Origin of the sequence: Pantoea ananatis PA13, from assembly GCF_000233595.1 — a bacterium.
GTDB classification, from domain to species: Bacteria; Pseudomonadota; Gammaproteobacteria; order Enterobacterales; family Enterobacteriaceae; genus Pantoea; species Pantoea ananatis.
Genome location: NC_017554.1, coordinates 660,652 through 678,564, shown reverse-complemented (window position 1 = coordinate 678,564; position 17,913 = coordinate 660,652). Strand labels below are relative to the sequence as shown.

Here is a 17,913-nt window from a genome sequence, read left to right as displayed (position 1 = left end):
TCAGCGCCCTCCATTCAGCGCAGAAGTGGCGCTGTTGATGACAGAGCCGACCCGTTGCGCTGCGTCGCTGGCCCGGTTTTGCAGTTCTTCCGCCTGCCTTTTTAAGTCCCCGAACATACTGGTTAGTGAATCGTCTACCCGCATCAGGTTGAGGGTAAAGCCTATCTTGCGCGCGCTGCCGTCGCTGTAGAACTCCGTATGCGTGGCCGAGAAATCCGTCACAACAAACATGCCGTAAATAATGCCATTGCCGCCAATCAGCGGCCACGCCAGCCCTTCATCGGCCATGGCCTTCAGCGCCAGCAGCGTGACATTGCCGCCGGTGATTTCAGGCCGGAGCTCGCCAGACAGCTTGATTTTATCGTCGCCGCCGCCCAAAAACTGGGTCGACTCACGACGCCCCACGCGGCTGTTTTTTGCCCAGCGATAGGTAATGTCATGCTGTAAATTGTCGAAGGGAAGGGTTTGCCGTACAAACGGCATCATGCCTAATATCATCATCATGGTTAATTAATCCAGACTAAACATGGAGTTATAGCTATGGTCAGACGTGGGCCATGGCGATGCAGTGGAATACTGCGCAACGGCCTGTCCAATCGCCTGAGGCTCACCTGTCGCATAGATATTGTTGGTGACCGTGTGCTGACGGTTATCCACGTTTGAATTGTTAACCGAGGGCAAAGGCTGATTGAGCGTGCTGTTCAGGCTGGCGCGCGATGCGGCCGGACGGGCATCCGCGTTATCCTCATCCTCTTCATCCTGCTCACGCATTTTGGGCGGAGGCAGCTTGTCTTTCACCTTGTCAGATTTCTCATCGATGATGCCAAGCTTGCCCAGCACCCAGTCAATGCCGCCTCGCAGCTGATTCAGGGCTTCACCGGGTAATTTGAGTGCTGTCGCCAGCATATTGCCGAAGCGCTGTCCCATCTCACCTGCCGAGGCCAGTTCCTGCTGAGAAAACTTCACGGGTTCCAGCAGCTTTGAGAACCAGGCCCCCAGCTCGGACACTTTATTGCTGAACCACTCAAATACCGGCTTCAGCGGCGCGAACGCGTCGCTTATCGGCCCCATCGCCGCACTGAAGCCCTGAGCGATGCCGCTGATAAAGGCGCTAATCGGTTCCCAGTACTGATAAACCAGCATGGCCCCCGCCGCGATAGCGGCACCAAGCACCACCACCGGCAGCGTGATCGCTCCCAGCGTGGCCGTAATGGCGCCGCCGATGATGGCAAATGCACCGCCCAGCAGCTCCACGCCCGCCATAATGGTGCTCAGCCCGCTAATGACCGGCCAGGCAATGTTCCCGACGCTGGCCAGGGAATCCACCAAGGTCAGCCCACCGGCCGCCAGCGTCAGCAGGCTGTCAGAAAGTTGAGGATTGATATTCATGACGCCGGTCAGAACGGACTGAACGGATAAGCCGTCCTGACTGATAGCTTGCAGGTTAGTATCCACAGAGGCATCTGCTGCAGGCGGCTGGGCTGCGGGCGACTGAGACAGCTGATCCAGCCGGCCACTGGCCGCGCCCTTCATCAATGCTGCGGCAGGTGCGGCGCCCTGTTCACCAAAGATGGCCTGCAGATAAGTGGCCTGCTGGGCAGCGTCGAGCTTGTTTTTCTCAAACGCCGCCTGCACCTGGCTGAGCACCGCGAAAATGGGCTGACTGTTGCCCTGGTCGTCAGCGGTTTGCACATTCAACGCTTTAAGCGCGCTATCTGCGCTGGCATCAGGCGCCTGAACGTGCGTTAACATCGCACTGGCGCCGGCGCCTGCCTGGCTGCCCGTTATACCGTTTTCCGCCAGCACGCCCATCATGGCCGCAGTCTGGCCAACACTCAGTCCCGCCTGTTTTGCCACCGGGCCGACACTGGCCATCGCCTTATTGAGTTCTGTGATATTGCCCGCGCCCTGCCCGTCAACGCGTCCCTTGCCGTCTTTCGCGTCACTGGGTGACAGGTAATCGATAACTTTGCGGCCCTTCTCGACAAAGTCTTTGGCCTTCGAACTGGCGCTTTGTACGTTATCTGCCAGCGCCATGCCCGCACGGTAACGTTCACGGGTGCGGTTGAGCTTGTCCTGGCGCTGATTTAGCAGATTCATGGACTCACCCTGCGCATTGAGGGTGGATGTCGTGCGCTCTGTTTGTTGATTCAGCTTCTGGCGCTCGCTGCTCAACCGGCGCGTGGAAATTCCCGCCTCGTTCAGGGACTGGCGCTGATCCTGCACTGACTGACGCAGTTGAAGGTTTTTTTGCTGCAGCGCGTTAGCCGACTGACGCAGCTTATCCAGCGCCTGGGTTTGTTCCGCGGTAGGGTTTTGGGTGTTTTTAAGTTGAATGGCAAGTGCCGCTGCTTCTGCCCGGGTATTTTTAAGATTTTGTTGGGTCAGCGTCAGTTCTTTGCGGGTTTCACGGAACCCTTCAATCTGCGCGGATTTGGCGTTGAGCTCGTCCAGGCGATCCTGCGTTTCCTGGATATCCGCAGACAGCTTTTCGGTTTCTTTACGTACGGCATTGAACGGGCGCGTAGCCCGATCAACCGCTTCCAGCAGCACTTGCAGCTTGAGCGTGTTACTCATCTGAGGTTACTCCACTGCGGATCATCACTCTATGCCGCCAGTCGAGTAACTCTTCCAGCGACATGGGATACATTTCTGAGGGTGGCCAGTGAAAAACGCTGGCAATATCGGCCATCAGGTCATTGACCGTCAGATCGCGGGGCCAGCTTACGCGGCCGATTTCGCTGACAAAAAACCAATCACCTTGCCGCCCAGGGCAATCAGGTCAACTGGGTCCAGTGCGTTGCACTCTGCTTTGGTCAGCGATGGCATGGTGATGCGGGGCAGCACCATCAACAGGGCATCCACATCGGACGAGGCCAGATCAGCCAGCCGCACACCGCGCAGCGCGCCGGCGGTCGGTTTCACCAGCTCAACCTGAGCGATCACCACATCGCCACGTGAAATCGGGCTTTCCAGCACCACCAGGTTTTCTTTCAGTTCTGGCTTATCAAGCTGTTCCATTTTTTCTCCATCCCAATCAAGAGGGGCCAGCGCAGGACGCGCCGGCCGTTGTTATTACACCAGGCCGAGGTTTTTACGGCGCTGTTCCAGACGATCGACGCCGTTGACCTTCTCCACCATGTTGACGGTGTCGATTTCGATCAGCTCTTTGCCATTCCAGGTCAGTTTGAAATAGGTGTTTTTACTGGTGATTTTGGTTTCGGTGTTTTCGCCCTGTTTGGCTTCACCGAAGTCAAAGGACTGGTGCTTACCGCGTACTTCGATTTCCACGGCGATTTCTTCGCCGGTGTCATCACGCTGATAAGAACCGGTGAAACGCAACGGTACGTTCGCCATCGCGCCCCACTGGCTTAATACCAGCTCATCCATCCCGCCCAGCGTCCACTCCATATCGAGTGCCGCATCGTCCAGGCCGTTATCAATGAATGCCGCACCGTTCATACCGCCAGCACGGTAGGTATCCAGCTTGCGTGACAGCTTCGGCAGCGTAACTGCGGTGACGATGCCCTGATAGCTGTTTGAATCGTTGAAGAGGTTCAACCCCTTGAGTTTACGTGGCAGTGCCATTTATCCGGCTCCTTAGCTGTTTACGGATGCGGCGAAGTTCGCCAGATAGGTATCGGTGATGCGCTGACGCAGGGTCAGATCTTCCAGCGGCGGCACCGGCGTGTAGTCGTAATCGATAAACAGTTTGCCCGCCTTCAGGCTCTCTTTATCGTTGGCGCTTTCGTCGTACCAGCAGTTGGCGCCCAGCAGATAACCGGCGCTGACCAGCTCACGGAACTTGGCATTGATACCGGCGATGATTTCGCGTACCAGTACTGGCGTCAGCGGTTTGTCGTTGGCCCACATGTGCGCTTCCGCCATGGTATCGGCCAGCACCTGCGCTGAACGGGTGTAGTTTTCAAAGGCAAAAAGTGGATCGTCACTGCAGGTGCGGTTGCCCCAGAAACGGAAACCGTCCTTGCGAATCAGCGTGGTCACACATTTTTCGTTCAGCAGATCGGCATCGGTGCCGGTCTGTTGCAGATCCCAGAAAACATCTGCAGAGATACCCGTCACGCCATTGACGCCCACGTTAGACAGGGTTTTATGCCAGCCGGTGTCGTTGTCAATTTTGGCGCGCAGGCCCAGCGCACGTGCGGTGGCATAAGCCATTTCAGATTTATTGGTTGCCGTGTTCCAGGCAATAAAATCTGGCCAGATCACCATCAGCTCGCGCTGGCTGAAGTTTTCGCGGTACTTCATGGCGTCAGAGATGGTTTTACTGTTCCAGGCGGACACGTAGGCAAAGCCACGCAGCTGCTGGGCAATGCTGGCCAGCGCTGTCGCCACTTCCAGCGAATCCAGACCCGGCACGCCAAGAATGCGCGGTTTAACACCCAGCTGCGTTTGCGCGCTGAGCAGCGCCTTCATGCCGGTGTATTTACCGTTCGCATCCGTCGAGCCAATCAGGTTAGAGGTGGTTTCAGCCTGGCTCGCGCCTTCTGCAACGCGAACCACGACGGTTACCGGCTTCGCCTGGTCAGCAATCGCCTGCAGCGCGGCCGCTAAGGTGCCTTTGGTACCGGCTTTACCGATAGCTGCCTGCACGTTGGTCAGCAGAACAGGTGTGTTAAGAGGAAATGCCGTTGCATCAGCATCTTCTGCGGTGCAGATCATGCCAACAATGGCGGTTGAAACTGTTGAAATGGTGCGTGTACCGTCATTGACTTCGACGACGCGGACACCGTGATGAAAATCAGACATCTGTAGCACTCCGTGTTGTGGGTGTGCTCAGAGTGTCAGGTCAGTGAAAAGGATGCATTCGATTGCGGTTTGCTGGCATATGACTAAACAGCACTTGAACTAATCGCAATTATAGTGAAGGATTCTCAGCGCCAGACAGCGCACGAAAAAAAATAACCCATTGTAAATATTAAACTTAATGACTCAACGATTCTTTTTAACAGAAGTTTTTATGAGGTTCGCTTTTCATGATATATCCAAGCGTATGAACAGGGGCACAGGGGAAATAAAGAACAGGATTTGACGTTACTGCAAATGGCTCAGCTGGGGCTAAAACTTAAGGTCTGGGAAGTGATGAGTGAAACCGTTAATTGTAATGAAGTGATACGCCGCGCGATAAATTCATCCGTTAATGACTGATGAAGGATATCGCCGCAGCGTAGTAGATGCAGAGCGAAGAATGTCATCCTGCTCAACCAGCTCTCAAATTTCCAGCATGCTACTCTGGTGCTTGAGGCCAGTCGGGTTTGGCTGTATCCACACGGTTAAGCATTACCCGATATTTTTTCCAGGAAAGTAAACGGGCTTTTTCTTCATCAGTGGCCATCTCTAAGTCTGCGGCATCCTGAAGCGGCGCAACGACTTTAGATGCTGCGACAAGTCGCTTAGCTTTTTCAGCTTCTGCAAAAGCCGTCAGCTCTTGCTCCGTATAAATCCGCTCTACAATGCCCTTACCGTCAAACACCCAACCACCGGTATTATCGGCAAGACGGTTTTGCTCCGTATTTTCAATCTCCGTTACGCTAAGCCCATCAGGAAATAAAGAGGATACATCGGTAAAATTGTTCGCAATAGCCGCGACAATCCCTTTTTCACGATACGCAATTTTGATAGTGTCTGGCGAAAACAATTTCTGACTTTCATACCATTCATTACCGTCTTCATCGAACAAAAACCATGCACCGCCCTGTGCCAGCGCTTTCTGCTGCTCGGTTCTGGGTTCACCACGTTTAAAGTTTTTAAGATTCATCATTATGAGCGTCCCACCGTTATCCATTGACCACTTCTGTAATACTGGATATAGCTCCAGAAAAGCCCTTCTGCGGAATAATCAGCATCACCATTGGTAAAACCGGTTAATACGGTATTCGCATTGCGATAATCCGTGATGCCGTTAGCACCGACCTGGTGCTCTGCTGTTAAGCGTATATCCGTCACTCTGTTAGCCTGAGCATCACTTGCCGCATTCCGTATCGCAGCGAGTTGTGAATTGAGCCAGTCGCTTAGCCAACCGCCCCAAGCGCTTCCATATAAATTACCGTCCGTTTGAAAGCACGCATCCTGGGCGTAGAAATTACCTTCTATACGTGTATTTGCACCCAAATACAGCCGCCCATCATTTGCATTGATGCGCAACGGTCGGGAGTTATCCCATAAGCCATCAGGATCGCCATTTACCGTTTTCAAAATATAAAAATCGTTGCCATCAAAGCGGAGAAAAAACGCCTTATTATCGGTGCGAATACGATAGCTATTTAGACTTGTCGTACTAAGCTCACCTGTCATAGTTCCCCCGGCGACAGGAACTGCGTCAATATCTCTGGCAGTAGGTTTATTATTTGTATGATATAACTCATACCAGTCATTCCAGGTCTGATTGTCGCCGTTCATTGTACGGACTTTAAAGTGATTACCATTTGCGTAACTGGCAGCAAGCTGGACGCGATAATTCCCTGTATGTCCTGAGAAGTCCAACAAAGATGCCTCGAAACCCGGCGAGTTTTTAGCTGAGGAATAGACAAAACTGACAGCATTAGCTGATAGATCGTTAGTGTCTTTGTAAGCGCTGTCGCCTTCTCCACGAGCGTAAACAGTCCGTACCGCAATCGCCCCACCGTTAACCAGTGCACGTCCAGCAGTAACATCATCTTTTGAAGTCTGGATCTCACTCAAGGCCGCACTGCCTAATTCAAGATTTTTTCGGGCTTCAGCCATCAATCCAGCATTTTTAATCTCCGCTAATGCATTAGCCGTTTGTAGATACTGAGGGTGAGGATTGGCTGCCTCGACGTGTTTTTTCATCACGTCGTCGGTATAGCCTTTTACCTCAATCGTTTTATCATCCACATACTGCCGCGTGGCCAGCACAACCGAAGGGTCGATCTTTAGCGTAACGGAACTGGGACTATTTACGATCAGAATCATGCGCACGGTCTGAGTACGACCGCTGCCTTCCTGCAGCTTTGGCTTGTAAGTTTCCGCGCAGTTCGCGACGGCAACCATCGTGCCGTCGTCGTCATACAGGGCAATCTCGCGGATCCAGAAGCCACCCTCGTCCTCTGGAATAATCTGTTCAGCAATAATATGGTTGCTGTTAGCGGTATCAGTTTTCAGCGTATTCAGTGCGGCACGGCGCTTTTCGCTAATCAGTTTGGTCTGCGCGGGGTCCGGTGTTGGCAGGCTGCCTCCACCATCGCCCAAAGCCATTTCGGTAATCTTCAATTGAGTACCCTGGGCTGCGGCATTGGCCAGCTTTGCCGCGCCCTGATTGGTCAGTAGGGCAAAATATTTCGTTGTCATGCTCTCACTTCCGTCAGATCATTAAGATGGACCGCTGCACGGTGTAACCTGAACCGCCTGCGGTGTTGATTAAGGTATAAAGGGATAAACGGTTAATTCGTCACCGCTATAGCTGGCGACAGTCACAGGTAAAGAACCCGTTGAATCAAGATTGATAGACAATCCAATCAAATGTCGGCTAACCGGTTTTGCATCAGCAATTAACCGCTCCAGCTCGTTGTACATTGCCTCATCAATCCCGGCTTCCTGCACGCCAACATCGATGCGAAAGGTGCCCGGAACCCCATCGTTTTGCCACCATTCGGTGAAACGGATCAGGTAGCCAATCGGCTCCACCACACGACGCAGAGAGCCAATCGTCCCTTTGTGTTTATGGATATATTCCGATGCAGCAACCACGCTGCGTTTCGTGCTTTCGCTCCAGCCCGAATCCCAACGATCCACCGACCAGGCCCAGGCCAGATAGGGCAGTAGCTCTACCGGACAGGTCTGCGAATTCCATAACTGGCGCAAAGGAACAGGAATGGACTCCAGCGCTGCGCAGGCTTCAGCCGCGGCAACTTCCAGGGCTGATGAACCCGTTGGCAGCAGGCGTTTACTCATCGGAACCTCCTACCGTGATCTGGTAGCCGGTGCAGAACGCGGCCTGAGTTTTATCCAGCACCACATCGGCCACCGGCTGGGCCAGTTCGACGCGCTGTACACCTTCTACATGTAGCGCGGCATACAGCGCAGACTTGCGAATATCGCGGCCTAAACGTGCCTGGGTGTTTACAAATGCCTTGAGCTTCGCCTCGGATGCGGCACGGATGGGCTCCGCCTCGGGACCGGGATACAAATACAGCGTGGCGTCAACGCGATAATCCACAATCTGAGCCGACTGGACGGTAACCCGGTCAGCAACCGGACGGACATCTTCGTCATTTAGCGCGGCATTCACGATCGCCAGCAGGTCGCTGCCCGCCGCACCGTTGCCTTCGCGGGACAGCACGGTAATCGTGACGCTGGCGGGAGAGGGACTGATAGCCGAGGCATCGGCTACGCGGCCATCGGCGCTGCGTGCATGAAATTCGTAAGCACCGGACGGCCCCGCAACACTCAGCCCTTCAAACGCGGCGGCAATGCGGGCGCGGAAGTCTTCATCCCGCTCCATTACCGCCTCAACGGGCGGCGTAGCGCTGGTATCTGCCGGCGTCAGCACCAGCCGCGTCACGCCGTTGTTGGCGCCCAGTTGATCCAGATCGCTGCCATTGGCCCAGGCCACCATCACCGCCTTGGCCGCCTCGTTGATGCGTTGACGCAGAATGACTTCCCGGTAGGCGTTCTCCTGCAGGAGTTTCACCAGCGGGTCGGACTCCAGCGCCAGAACCCGGGCAACCGATGCCTGCTCATCTGCAGGATAGAGCGAAATCAAGGTGGCTTTGCGTTCGGCAAGCAGCGTTTCATAGTCCAGCGTTTCCACCACGTTTGGCGCAGGCAGCTGGCTCAGGTCGATAGTAGGCATGATTCAACTCACAGGGACGGTTAACGAAAAATCCTGCGCGGTGTCCGCACGGTTGCCGGTGATTTCCACCACCATCCCGCCGTCAAACGCAGATTCAAAATTAATGGCAGTCAGGCTGATGCGCGGCTCCCACTGCAGGATCGCCATATAACAGGCCGACATGATTTGCAGGCGCAACCTGTCGTTCTGCGGCTGGTCAATTAGCGCCGACAACAGTGAACCGTAGTTACGGCGCATCACCCGCGATCCCAGCGGCGTCGTCAGAATGTCACGGACGGACTGGCGGATATGCTCCAGCTCAACGAGGGTTACGCCTGTTTCGCGGCTCATGCCGGTGTAGCGTGCTGTTGTCATAATGGTGCTCCTGTGGTGCCACCGCTGTCGCCCGGATGCTGGTGCGTATGCAGCACTTTGCCGTTGGAGGCGAAGCTGCCACCGCTGTGCGACACATCGCCCTTCATGGTGCCGCCCTGGGTCACTTCCAGCGTGGCGGTTTTCAGTAACGTGGTGCACTCCACCTCTGGCGTATCCAGCAGGATTTTGACAGCCGCCTTGATCGTCGCCGTCTGAATCCCTTCGGCTTTCAGCGCGCCGGTTGCAGGCTCGTATTCAATGACCGCACCATCGGGAAAAGAGTAGTGCAGCGCATCGGCAGAGGCCGAGGGCGCCGGGCTGGCGTCAGAGAACACGCCGGGTAACACGAAGCCGCTGTTCAGCTCACCGCCCAGGCTTATGATCAGCACCTGCTCGCCTGGCGACGGCGCATTCCATGAACGGGTTCTTCCCGCCCGGGCACTTAGCCAGTGCAGCCAGTCAGTGGTGTTATCGCCGGTTTTTACCCGGCAGGTTCCCGCCTCCAGATTGATGGCGGCAACGGTGCCAATGCGGACCATGTTGCGCAGCAAGCGCTTGATTTCTAATATTTGCTCGTTCATGGCATTAGTTTCTCGTTGCAGGAGAAAAGCGGCAATCGAATGCCGTTTACCCAGGGATGGCTAAACAGCGCGTCAGCGGATAAGGGTTATCGCTATGTTTTCCATTCGCTGACCAGCTTGCCTTTGATGTACAACTGCCAGGGGCGCTCAACATTTTCCGGCATAGCCGGTTCTGGCAGATGCGTGATGTGTAATGCGCCGTTCTGCTGCTCAACCCAGACGCGTTCGGTCAGTTGCAGAGTGATATTCACCTTACTGCGCCCATCGCCGGTTGCCTCAAGGGTGAAGGTAAAGCCGGTGCGACGTTTCTCATCCGAAACCATGATGTCGGGCTGGTTTTCCCGAAGCCATGTCAGCAGGGGAACCATGATCAGATCGATATCCTCTGCGTAGTCAGTAATCGTGACGGCCAGCTGGAAGTGGTATTCAAACGACAGCGAGCTGGCCAGCGTGGAAACCAGGTTTCCGGACTGAATCGCTATCGTCAGGTTGTCAGGATTTTGCTGAAGCAGCGGAACGCTGTTTATCAGCACCTGGCGTAGTTGGGTCGCTTTCAACATCATGCTGCTCCTGGCACGCTTTAATCATCTCAATCTGCAACCCGCACGATGCGAGCGCAGCCTCTAACTGGCGGTTATCCGCCGCCAAATCACCCTGCGTCTGCAGGTTGTTTTCCGGAATGGGGCAACTTGTCACGCGTGGACAACCAGTCCAGATAATCTCGGGCATTGCTGAAGGCCGGACGGCTGTGCAGCCGGATAACGTCAGCAGGCAAAGCAGCAGCGCTCCAGGCACGTAAAGCGGGATTGGCATCGGTTTCTCTTCTGATAATGGTTTCACGATGGAGCGCCTGCGCGCTGGCCTGGTTCTGAAGCAGCCGCAGCGCCGCCTCACGTTTTCGGCTAGCCTGGATATCCGCATCGAGTTGGGCCAGCGCCTTGTCCCGGCTGCTGACGTCAGCCGTCAGCGTACTCACCCTGCGCAGTGCCTCATCCCGTTGATGAGTCATCACGCTAAGGCGCCAGCCGGTTAAGCCCAGGGCAATAAGCAAAATGGCGATCGCCAGTGCAACCAGTCGCATCATGCCGCTCCTTTTAAACACCACGCCATTTCGCGCTGGCGACGGTTATCCAGGCCCGGGTTGTAGGTGCCTTTGACATATACCCAGCGCTTAAGCTGCAGGCAGGCATCGTGCCAGCGGCCGCTGTTGATCAATCCCGCCAGCGTTGAGTGACAGGCGGCGTGCACGCCAACGTTAAAACCGAATGACACCACCGCGTCATAAACCTGGAACGGCATTTCACGTGGCATGCACTGGTCGATCCCGCGTTCAACGCGCATCACGTCGTAAACCAGGTTAACTGCGGCCTGGCGCTCGTTCACCACGCTGGTCGGGGTAACACCTTGCGTGTGACCAATGCCGTTGGTCCAGACGCCGGCGCTGCACTGATAGGGCGAGGTGCGGCAGCCTTCTGCATCGGCAATCAGCTTCAGGCCGGCTTCAGAGGTTTTCAGCATGTTGATTTGCGGTAGCAACGCGGCCAGGGCCAGTACGGCCGCCACGGCGCAACGTTTAGCGGTCTGGCTCAAAGTTAAGCCCCTGTAAGTTGCGCTGCTGTAGCTCGTAAGTTTTGCGACGGTAGTGCCAGTTGATAAAAAACGTCGCAACGTTGGTGCACATGGTCAAAACGGCGACGCCAGAGCCAACCATAAAGGCGATATCCTGCGGTGTGTGACGTCCAAACCACATCAGGACGATCCCGATGAGGTAATTAATCAGAGAACTGATTTTTTCCATTGGCGCTAATCCCACAGATTGAGGGTTTCACCCGTGGCCGCCTGAGGCAGCTCCGGTAACACCACTCTGCATCCGTGCGGTAATGTTGGGCCTTGTTCTGCCAGGCCAGGATTGGCGGCATAAACCTGTTCAACCGCCTGCTGCGTGCGTCCGTAGTAACGCCAGCAGATCTCATCAACGGTTTCTTCCTGTTGTGCGTAAATCAGCATTGATTGGCCCCTTATGAGCGTAAAAGCCATGGTCGAGTAGGCGATAAGTTGAGAACATCCGCTGTCGTGGTGACAGGCAATAAAGGCCCCGTTGGCCAACAGAAACCTGTTCAGAGAATTGCACCGTCGGGCCACCAAACCGCCCTGAAGCCGAATCCGGATAACCCGGATACGCGATGTGCATTGGCCTTCGCGCAGAGCGATCCAGAGATTGCTGTGCCTGCCGCTTGTCAGAAGTAGTGTGTGCCTCAGCAGGCGCTTGCTCAACGCAAGGCCGTCCGCTCAAGGCTGGGCGGGCAGAGGGTTACACCCTGGATGCGGGCGCCGATGGAAGGGTTGCGAAAGCGCTGGGATGACGTGAGCGTATTTGCTTTCACAGCGACGACCGGGAGAGGTCGTAAGCCAGCAACAGGAAAGGGGCAGTAACCAAAAGATTGCCGCGAATGCTGACAGGAAAGCGGCCGGGATAACGTTATTCAGTAAAGGTGGGGGAAGACCTACGCCTGGCGAACAGGGGTTGCTGCAAACGCCTGCAGGCAGCAGATGCCCGGCGTTTTCGGTCGGTCATGACGCAATGTCAGCGATAAAACGCACTGGCGCGGTTTTGCTGTTGCCCGCGCCTGAACCCTCTCATCCGTTAAGATGGCTCAGGCAACGGACAACCGTCCTGATGTCACAGTGAATGCGTCGCCATCATGATTTTTTTAAAGGCGTCGCCGCAAAGACAACAGAAAAGTGGTTATCGGAAAGGGTGTAGTTCGCAGCGATTTCAGCGATCAAATTTAACGCGATTTCCCTGTCACGCTCCCGGCAGGCTCCTTCACTGGTAAGCCTGGCGATAAGTTCGACGCGTTCAAGCATGACTCGCTCATGTAATTCATTTCCCACAATTCCCTCCCCCAAATAAATACTGTACATACATACAGTAGCATAGCATTCATTAACTGTGGAAGCGTTTTAAGATAGTTCGTAAAAAATTATATCATGTTGATAGGCATCAACTTTTGTTGTACTGCCTGCCAGACAGGTGAAGGCACACTTACGTCAGAAGCGTAAGAAAAATCAATAGATTTTCTTCATTTACCCATCCAAAACAGCAGGTTTTCACTCCGTCTTTTCGTCACGTCAGGGCGAAAAAGAAATCCTCACCGTTGGCTGGGCTGCAGGAGAAGCATCGCCTCTGTCGTAGCCTGAAACAGGGCCAGGAATGCGTAAAGGCGAAGCCCGGCAGATAAACCTGGAAGCCCTTTCGCCTTCGTGACCTCTGCGCCACGGATCTGTGCGCAGATCGTCAGAGACCTCACTTCTGGCATAAAAACGGCTTACGGGGTCCGTACAGTTATTAACAGAACTCCAAGACAACGAAGCGGACTGGCTTTTTTCGTCGCCCGCATCTTCAGCACGTTTGGGCACCAGCTTCCATAGCTTTAACCGCGTCAGGACTGGCGTATCAGCACCAACAGCAGTGGCGTAAACGCCCTTAATTGACTGGATTTCCTCACCAAACGCATTACAGCTTTCGGCGGGCTGGTACCAGGTGCGCACCGCAAGCGCGTCGCGTTTAACGAACGGGCCGCCCTGGGCATTGATGTAGTCGGCCCATTGACCGGCATCGGCCGCATCATGCACCGCGGCGAATTCCACGCTCAGGCCATGCGCGGTTTCGGTGTCCGCCATGCGGCGAAGTTCGCGATAAACTGTTACGGGCGCACCTCCAATAAACTGAAACTGGCGGATGTGCCAGCGTGCTGCCCATGCCGACACCGCCATCGCCGTCTCCCTTAGCGGTTTACCGCTCTCGTTATCCCGCTCGCCCTCTAGCGCATAGCCGTCAATGTTTTTAGAAACATATTTGGCAACATAGCCGGTCGCGCTGCCTTTCGCCGGATCGATCGCTTCGACGTGAAAACGGGCTTTGCGCGCCTTTGCGCTGTTCAGTTCCTCACTGTCCTGCTGGCAGGCGTAATGGCGCAGGATCTCGTCTACGCGATTAACGTCTTCAGGGCGCATAAACATCAGCAGATGCCAGTGGGGCGTGCCATCATGATGCGGCTCCGCAACCCGTAAACCAAAAATGCTGATCTTTTCACGATGCAGTTTGGCCCGCACTTTTTGCCAGAGTGAGCAGAGATAGCGCTGTGTTTCGGCCGGGCTGGCCCCCGTCCATTTAGCGTTACGGTGACCACTCTGCAAGGTCGCGTGATAGCGTGACGGCGCGGTTAACGTGTAGAAGCAGGCGCGGAAGCCCATATCCTGACAGATGGTTTCGAAGCCACGAATACGCGTCATCAGTTCAGCACGACGAATAGCCGGATTGGCTACGCTGCCGTCGTATTTTTCAATCAGGCTGATGCGGTTGCCCTCTTCATCCTCCAGATCCATTCCCTGGAGGAAATCACGGGTACGGCGGCGTTGCTCACGCCATTCCGCTACGGCCATAAGGCTGGCATAAGGGGAATGTGTTTTATTGACGTTCGCCAGGGCGATATGCAGATGTTCACGCCAGAAGGCACTGATACGACGCAGCTGGCCTTTCCACCATTTTTCCGCCTGCATACGCAGAATGGCCGAGGTCACCGCTTCAGGGCAGAATACGCGGGCGCTGACGGTTTCCCATAAAGGCGGCGTCTGACCCAGCTCACGGGTGATCACCGCCGCGGTCATATACAGTCTGTGGGTATAACGGTAGTCCGTATCGGTTTGGGCGTGAGTGTGCAGTTGCACCAGCTCCGCGTGAATGAAATGCGCGATATCCCCTGCCAGCACATCAGTGTCGGCACGGGACATATCCGCAAGGCGGTTAAAGCGTTTCATCAGTTCCCACAGCGTGCCAGCGGCTCTGGCTGCCCCCTGCGGGCAGGACATGCTGCGGGTCAGCTGTGCGACAACGCCCGTGCGCATATCATGCAGTTGATAACGTCGGTTAACAGAGTCAACACGCGGCAATGTGCGCTCAACAAAGGTTTTTGCTAAGTAGGCATTGGCCCGGGCTGTTCCCTGCTGCTGTTCCAGACTGGCAAGACGACGCTTCACGTCCATCTGGACAATGCTGGGCTGGGCACGAAGAATTTTCTGTCCGTGCAACCACGCCGCAATCTGTTGATGACGGTGCTGCTGCTGGTCATGGGTCAGATACGGGCTGGCTATCGCCAGCCGCGGGGCATTCCACGGGTAAGCGAACGACATCATCGCGTATTCCCGTAGTGAAGACGTGCTCTCAGCTCGCTCAACTCCTGACAGGAGAGGCAGCGGGTCACGCCCTGCAGCGCACGACGGCGCGCTTCAGGAATCGGTGCGTCGCACTCTTCACAGAGCGAGGCGCCGATCGCCACAGGACGTTGCGTAACCTGCGCGATATTTTGCGCCAGGATTTCCTCGCTGCGCTGCTGCGCAATATCGATTGCATCTGCCATTAGCGCATCTCACCTGATTCGTTTTCATAACGCTCAGCTTCAGATCGCAACAGCTCTGCTGCTTCGATGCCGTTTAGCGTCTGCCGCGTAATGTGCGCTGCCATCGCACTCAGCCGCTTCGCCACGGCCAGCGCGCAGGCTTTACGCTCATTATCGAGCAGTTTATTGAGGGTAAAGGCCATGGCGTCGTTCATTGGATGTGTCTCGGTATTCATCATTTCTCTCCAGATTTTGGGCAAAGGCATGCCCGACGGGTTTACGTCATCACGTCAGGGGTGATTTACTTATTCAGGCAGAAAGCAGTCAGCCGTTGAGAACTGACGCGGCAACATGTTTCCCCAGCGGGCCAGCTTATTCATTGCTAAAATGATGTGCTCACGGCGCGCCTGGTCAAAAAACTGGAAAGGCCTGCCAATGTCTTCCAGCCTGAACATGCCCGGGCAGTCGCGGTTAGCCAGGGTTAATACGCAAAATTTAAAGTCATCATTTTGACGATTAAAATAGCGAAGCGATGGGTTTCGGTTGTGATCGCGCAGCAAGCGCCAGTGCTGTCGAAACGCATCAAACGTCATTTTTTCGCTGTGGCAGTCTTGCTCTGCGGTGAAACGTGGCCCGGCAGATGACTGACTGATGACCTGGACGGTGCGGTTCATAGGCTCCTCCGAAAACGTTGCAGCGAGTTTTGACGAATCAATACCCTCATCGTTGTTACAGTGACGTTTTACTGGCGGCGGATTCGCGCCTGTCTCATCCATGACGCTCGTTAAGCATTAAGCGAAACGGCAGGTGCGCAGACGGTTTCCCCCCAGATTGCCCCGGACAGGGCGTGTTGCTGCGCCAGCCGCGGCCTGAGAGCGCTTTCGACCCTGAAAGCGCGCTTTTACGCGCCTCTCCACGTGCGCTGACTGCATTAGCCCTGCATCTCATTGCGACAATAAGGTTCTGGCTTGATGATTGTAAAAATGAGCCTCATCAGGCAAAATCCTGAGTTATCAGATAAAGCCGCACCCTGTTGCATCATTCAAAGGCTAACTTAAACTGGAGGATACTTAGACTAAATCTAAGTGTCAATAAAAATGAGCGTTTATACTAATTTCAAATTTCCGAACTCGAGCGCAGAAGCTCTGGATCGCGTTGTCGATGCCTACGGCTTTACCATGAAAATGCAGCTTGCAGATCACCTTGGAATTGCAGCAAGTAGCCTGTCTGCACGCTATAAACGTGATGTTTTTCCTTCAGATATCGTTTTACAGTGCGTGATGGAAACGGGCGCAGACCTGCAATGGTTGATCACAGGCAAAGGCTCAAAATTCTCTGAAAGCAAACCCGACACGCCCACACTGATTAGAAAAAAGCTAATCAGCGGCAAAATCGAGGAAGCGGGTTATGTGATGCTGGATAAAGCGTTATACGCGCCATTGAAACAGGAACCGCGCAGTGCTTTCTTACTGTTGGCGGAAACCACCCAGTACATCATCGATACCGATTTTGAAGATATGCATGACGGCGTCTGGTTGGTCGAAATTGAAGGAACCGCCAGCGTCAGGACGCTAACGCGCATTCCGGTCAGGAAAGTGCACGTCAGCGGCATCGGCGTAGCGTTTGATTGCGGGATTGATGATATCAGGCTGATTGGCCGCGTGGTTCTGACGATTCAATAAACCGGCGTCGTGCGCACGGCAACGCCTTATCACGGCCTCAGCGTCACTAACAGAATGCGGTACAACGCGGGCCGCCTGCCTCAGGCCGCCCGCTCCGCTCTTAGCGGCAAGGGGTTCCCACCAAAGCTGCTTGCTGATCGCTGAGGTTGGCTCCCCGGTCAATACAGGTTTAACCACGGCTCGCCCGTTACCGCCAGCGTTAACGCTTAATACAGTCCGGCCTTCCCCGCTGAAGAGAAAAGCCGCATCTTGTGCTCGACAACGGCTTTCGCCGCCGCCATCGGGCGCACGTAGAGTGCGCTGGGTTCATGTCCGTTTGACTGCAATTCTTCCTGCAGCGCGAAATAAAACGCCTTCTTCATATCGCTGGAGATATTGATTTTCCCTACGCCATACTTAATCGACTCCGCGACCTCGCTGTCTTTGTTGCCCGAGCCGCCGTGCAGAACCAACGGAATCGTCAGCCGCTGTCTGATGGCTTTGAGACGGTCAATATCCAGTACAGGCTGTTTACCCGCAGGATACAAACCATGCGACGTGCCGATGGCCACGGCAAGCGTATCCACCCCGGTTTCTCTGGCAAACCGCTCCGCCTGGTCGGGATCGGTATAGAGAATTTCACTGTGCCCCCCTTCCGCGCTCCCCTCTGCCACGCCAATCGTTCCCAGTTCGGCTTCTACCGAGACGTTAACCTTGTGGGCAATGGCGGTGATTTCACGCGTCAGCGCGATATTCTCTTCAAATGGCAAGCCTGAGGCATCGATCATGACCGAGGTATAGCCGGTGCGGATGGCGGTTAAAATATGCGCCAGCGTCTGGCCGTGATCCTGATGAATCACCACCGGCACGGAAGCGTTAACCGCCAGCTCCCTGAGATAGGCGATGAAACTGTCGCCGACGAAAGCGTGCTCATCGGGATGCACTTCCAGGATGACGGGAGATTGCAGGGATTCCGCCACCTCAATGACCAGCCGGGCAAACTCAGCGGAGGCGATGTTGAAGGCACCGACGCCGAACTGATTCTCCTGCGCCACCTTCAGTAACGCCTTCATATTTATCAACAT

General features: G+C 55.0%; 25 protein-coding genes. 1 reads left to right on the top strand and 24 read right to left on the bottom strand.

All coding sequences use genetic code 11. From position 1 onward, the window contains the following. The 23 genes from PAGR_RS03280 to PAGR_RS03180 form a co-directional block, all read right to left on the bottom strand. On the bottom strand, positions 1 to 504 hold the full coding sequence (locus PAGR_RS03280; protein ID WP_014604970.1) for a phage tail protein: 504 nt from the start codon (positions 502 to 504) through the stop codon (positions 1 to 3). A 6-nt stretch (positions 505 to 510) separates the two neighbouring features. Continuing rightward, the gene (locus PAGR_RS03275) at positions 511 to 2,577 is read right to left on the bottom strand and encodes a phage tail tape measure protein (protein WP_014604969.1); all 2,067 of its coding nucleotides are present in this window, start codon (positions 2,575 to 2,577) and stop codon (positions 511 to 513) included. Continuing rightward, entirely contained in the window at positions 2,570 to 2,692 is a 123-nt protein-coding gene (locus PAGR_RS22915; protein ID WP_013027268.1) for a GpE family phage tail protein, read from the bottom strand. The genes PAGR_RS03275 and PAGR_RS22915 overlap by 8 nt, the downstream gene beginning before the upstream one ends. Positions 2,693 to 2,724: 32 nt before the next feature. Further along, a complete protein-coding gene (locus PAGR_RS03270; RefSeq protein ID WP_013027270.1) occupies positions 2,725 to 3,021 on the bottom strand; it encodes a phage tail assembly protein in 297 nt (98 codons plus the stop codon). 54 nt (positions 3,022 to 3,075) lie between these two features. Further along, positions 3,076 to 3,588, bottom strand: coding sequence for a phage major tail tube protein (locus PAGR_RS03265; RefSeq protein WP_013027271.1), 513 nt, complete (start codon positions 3,586 to 3,588; stop codon positions 3,076 to 3,078). A gap of 12 nt (positions 3,589 to 3,600) precedes the next feature. Then, complete coding sequence (locus tag PAGR_RS03260) at positions 3,601 to 4,770, bottom strand: phage tail sheath protein (protein ID WP_014594650.1); 1,170 nt, start codon at positions 4,768 to 4,770, stop codon at positions 3,601 to 3,603. Positions 4,771 to 5,248: 478 nt separating this feature from the next. Further along, a complete protein-coding gene (locus PAGR_RS03255; protein ID WP_014604968.1) occupies positions 5,249 to 5,782 on the bottom strand; it encodes a tail fiber assembly protein in 534 nt (177 codons plus the stop codon). Continuing rightward, complete coding sequence (locus PAGR_RS24435; RefSeq protein ID WP_014604967.1) at positions 5,782 to 7,329, bottom strand: phage tail protein; 1,548 nt, start codon at positions 7,327 to 7,329, stop codon at positions 5,782 to 5,784. Before PAGR_RS24435 ends, PAGR_RS03255 begins: the two co-directional genes overlap by 1 nt. A gap of 69 nt (positions 7,330 to 7,398) precedes the next feature. Continuing rightward, the gene (locus PAGR_RS03245) at positions 7,399 to 7,932 is read right to left on the bottom strand and encodes a phage tail protein I (RefSeq protein ID WP_014604966.1); all 534 of its coding nucleotides are present in this window, start codon (positions 7,930 to 7,932) and stop codon (positions 7,399 to 7,401) included. Continuing rightward, a complete protein-coding gene (locus PAGR_RS03240; RefSeq protein ID WP_014604965.1) occupies positions 7,925 to 8,833 on the bottom strand; it encodes a baseplate assembly protein in 909 nt (302 codons plus the stop codon). The genes PAGR_RS03245 and PAGR_RS03240 overlap by 8 nt, the downstream gene beginning before the upstream one ends. Before the next feature lie 3 nt (positions 8,834 to 8,836). Continuing rightward, on the bottom strand, positions 8,837 to 9,187 hold the full coding sequence (locus PAGR_RS03235) for a GPW/gp25 family protein (protein ID WP_013027278.1): 351 nt from the start codon (positions 9,185 to 9,187) through the stop codon (positions 8,837 to 8,839). Further along, complete coding sequence (locus PAGR_RS03230) at positions 9,184 to 9,768, bottom strand: phage baseplate assembly protein V (protein WP_013027279.1); 585 nt, start codon at positions 9,766 to 9,768, stop codon at positions 9,184 to 9,186. Before PAGR_RS03230 ends, PAGR_RS03235 begins: the two co-directional genes overlap by 4 nt. 92 nt (positions 9,769 to 9,860) lie before the next feature. Beyond that, positions 9,861 to 10,331, bottom strand: coding sequence for a phage tail protein (locus PAGR_RS03225; protein WP_014594656.1), 471 nt, complete (start codon positions 10,329 to 10,331; stop codon positions 9,861 to 9,863). Next, positions 10,261 to 10,536 carry an Rz1-like lysis system protein LysC gene (gene lysC / locus PAGR_RS24055; RefSeq protein WP_227008744.1) on the bottom strand — a complete coding sequence of 92 codons (276 nt, stop codon included), beginning with the start codon at positions 10,534 to 10,536 and terminating at the stop codon, positions 10,261 to 10,263. Before lysC ends, PAGR_RS03225 begins: the two co-directional genes overlap by 71 nt. Beyond that, on the bottom strand, positions 10,418 to 10,852 hold the full coding sequence (gene lysB / locus PAGR_RS03220; protein WP_014604964.1) for an Rz-like lysis system protein LysB: 435 nt from the start codon (positions 10,850 to 10,852) through the stop codon (positions 10,418 to 10,420). The genes lysC and lysB overlap by 119 nt, the downstream gene beginning before the upstream one ends. Further along, entirely contained in the window at positions 10,849 to 11,358 is a 510-nt protein-coding gene (locus tag PAGR_RS03215) for a lysozyme (RefSeq protein WP_014604963.1), read from the bottom strand. The genes lysB and PAGR_RS03215 overlap by 4 nt, the downstream gene beginning before the upstream one ends. Continuing rightward, positions 11,342 to 11,566 (bottom strand): HP1 family phage holin, encoded by a 225-nt coding sequence (locus tag PAGR_RS03210; protein ID WP_014604962.1) that lies wholly within the window; start codon positions 11,564 to 11,566, stop codon positions 11,342 to 11,344. The genes PAGR_RS03215 and PAGR_RS03210 overlap by 17 nt, the downstream gene beginning before the upstream one ends. 5 nt (positions 11,567 to 11,571) lie before the next feature. After that, on the bottom strand, positions 11,572 to 11,775 hold the full coding sequence (locus tag PAGR_RS03205; RefSeq protein WP_014604961.1) for a tail protein X: 204 nt from the start codon (positions 11,773 to 11,775) through the stop codon (positions 11,572 to 11,574). A gap of 693 nt (positions 11,776 to 12,468) precedes the next feature. Continuing rightward, entirely contained in the window at positions 12,469 to 12,636 is a 168-nt protein-coding gene (locus PAGR_RS03200) for a hypothetical protein (RefSeq protein WP_227008678.1), read from the bottom strand. A gap of 264 nt (positions 12,637 to 12,900) precedes the next feature. Further along, complete coding sequence (locus PAGR_RS03195; RefSeq protein ID WP_014604960.1) at positions 12,901 to 14,964, bottom strand: replication endonuclease; 2,064 nt, start codon at positions 14,962 to 14,964, stop codon at positions 12,901 to 12,903. Further along, positions 14,961 to 15,188 (bottom strand): TraR/DksA C4-type zinc finger protein, encoded by a 228-nt coding sequence (locus PAGR_RS03190; RefSeq protein WP_014594660.1) that lies wholly within the window; start codon positions 15,186 to 15,188, stop codon positions 14,961 to 14,963. Before PAGR_RS03190 ends, PAGR_RS03195 begins: the two co-directional genes overlap by 4 nt. Next, positions 15,188 to 15,406 (bottom strand): DUF2732 family protein, encoded by a 219-nt coding sequence (locus PAGR_RS03185; protein WP_014604959.1) that lies wholly within the window; start codon positions 15,404 to 15,406, stop codon positions 15,188 to 15,190. Before PAGR_RS03185 ends, PAGR_RS03190 begins: the two co-directional genes overlap by 1 nt. Positions 15,407 to 15,472: 66 nt before the next feature. Next, positions 15,473 to 15,841 carry a hypothetical protein gene (locus PAGR_RS03180; protein ID WP_014604958.1) on the bottom strand — a complete coding sequence of 123 codons (369 nt, stop codon included), beginning with the start codon at positions 15,839 to 15,841 and terminating at the stop codon, positions 15,473 to 15,475. Between the two features lie 423 nt (positions 15,842 to 16,264). Between PAGR_RS03180 and PAGR_RS03175 the strand changes: the two genes are divergently transcribed. Continuing rightward, on the top strand, positions 16,265 to 16,849 hold the full coding sequence (locus tag PAGR_RS03175; RefSeq protein WP_014594661.1) for a phage repressor protein CI: 585 nt from the start codon (positions 16,265 to 16,267) through the stop codon (positions 16,847 to 16,849). Positions 16,850 to 17,055: 206 nt separating this feature from the next. Here the strand turns inward: PAGR_RS03175 and PAGR_RS03170 are convergent, their stop codons facing one another. Further along, positions 17,056 to 17,913, bottom strand: a complete 858-nt coding sequence (locus PAGR_RS03170) for a ketose-bisphosphate aldolase (protein WP_014604957.1) — start codon at positions 17,911 to 17,913, stop codon at positions 17,056 to 17,058.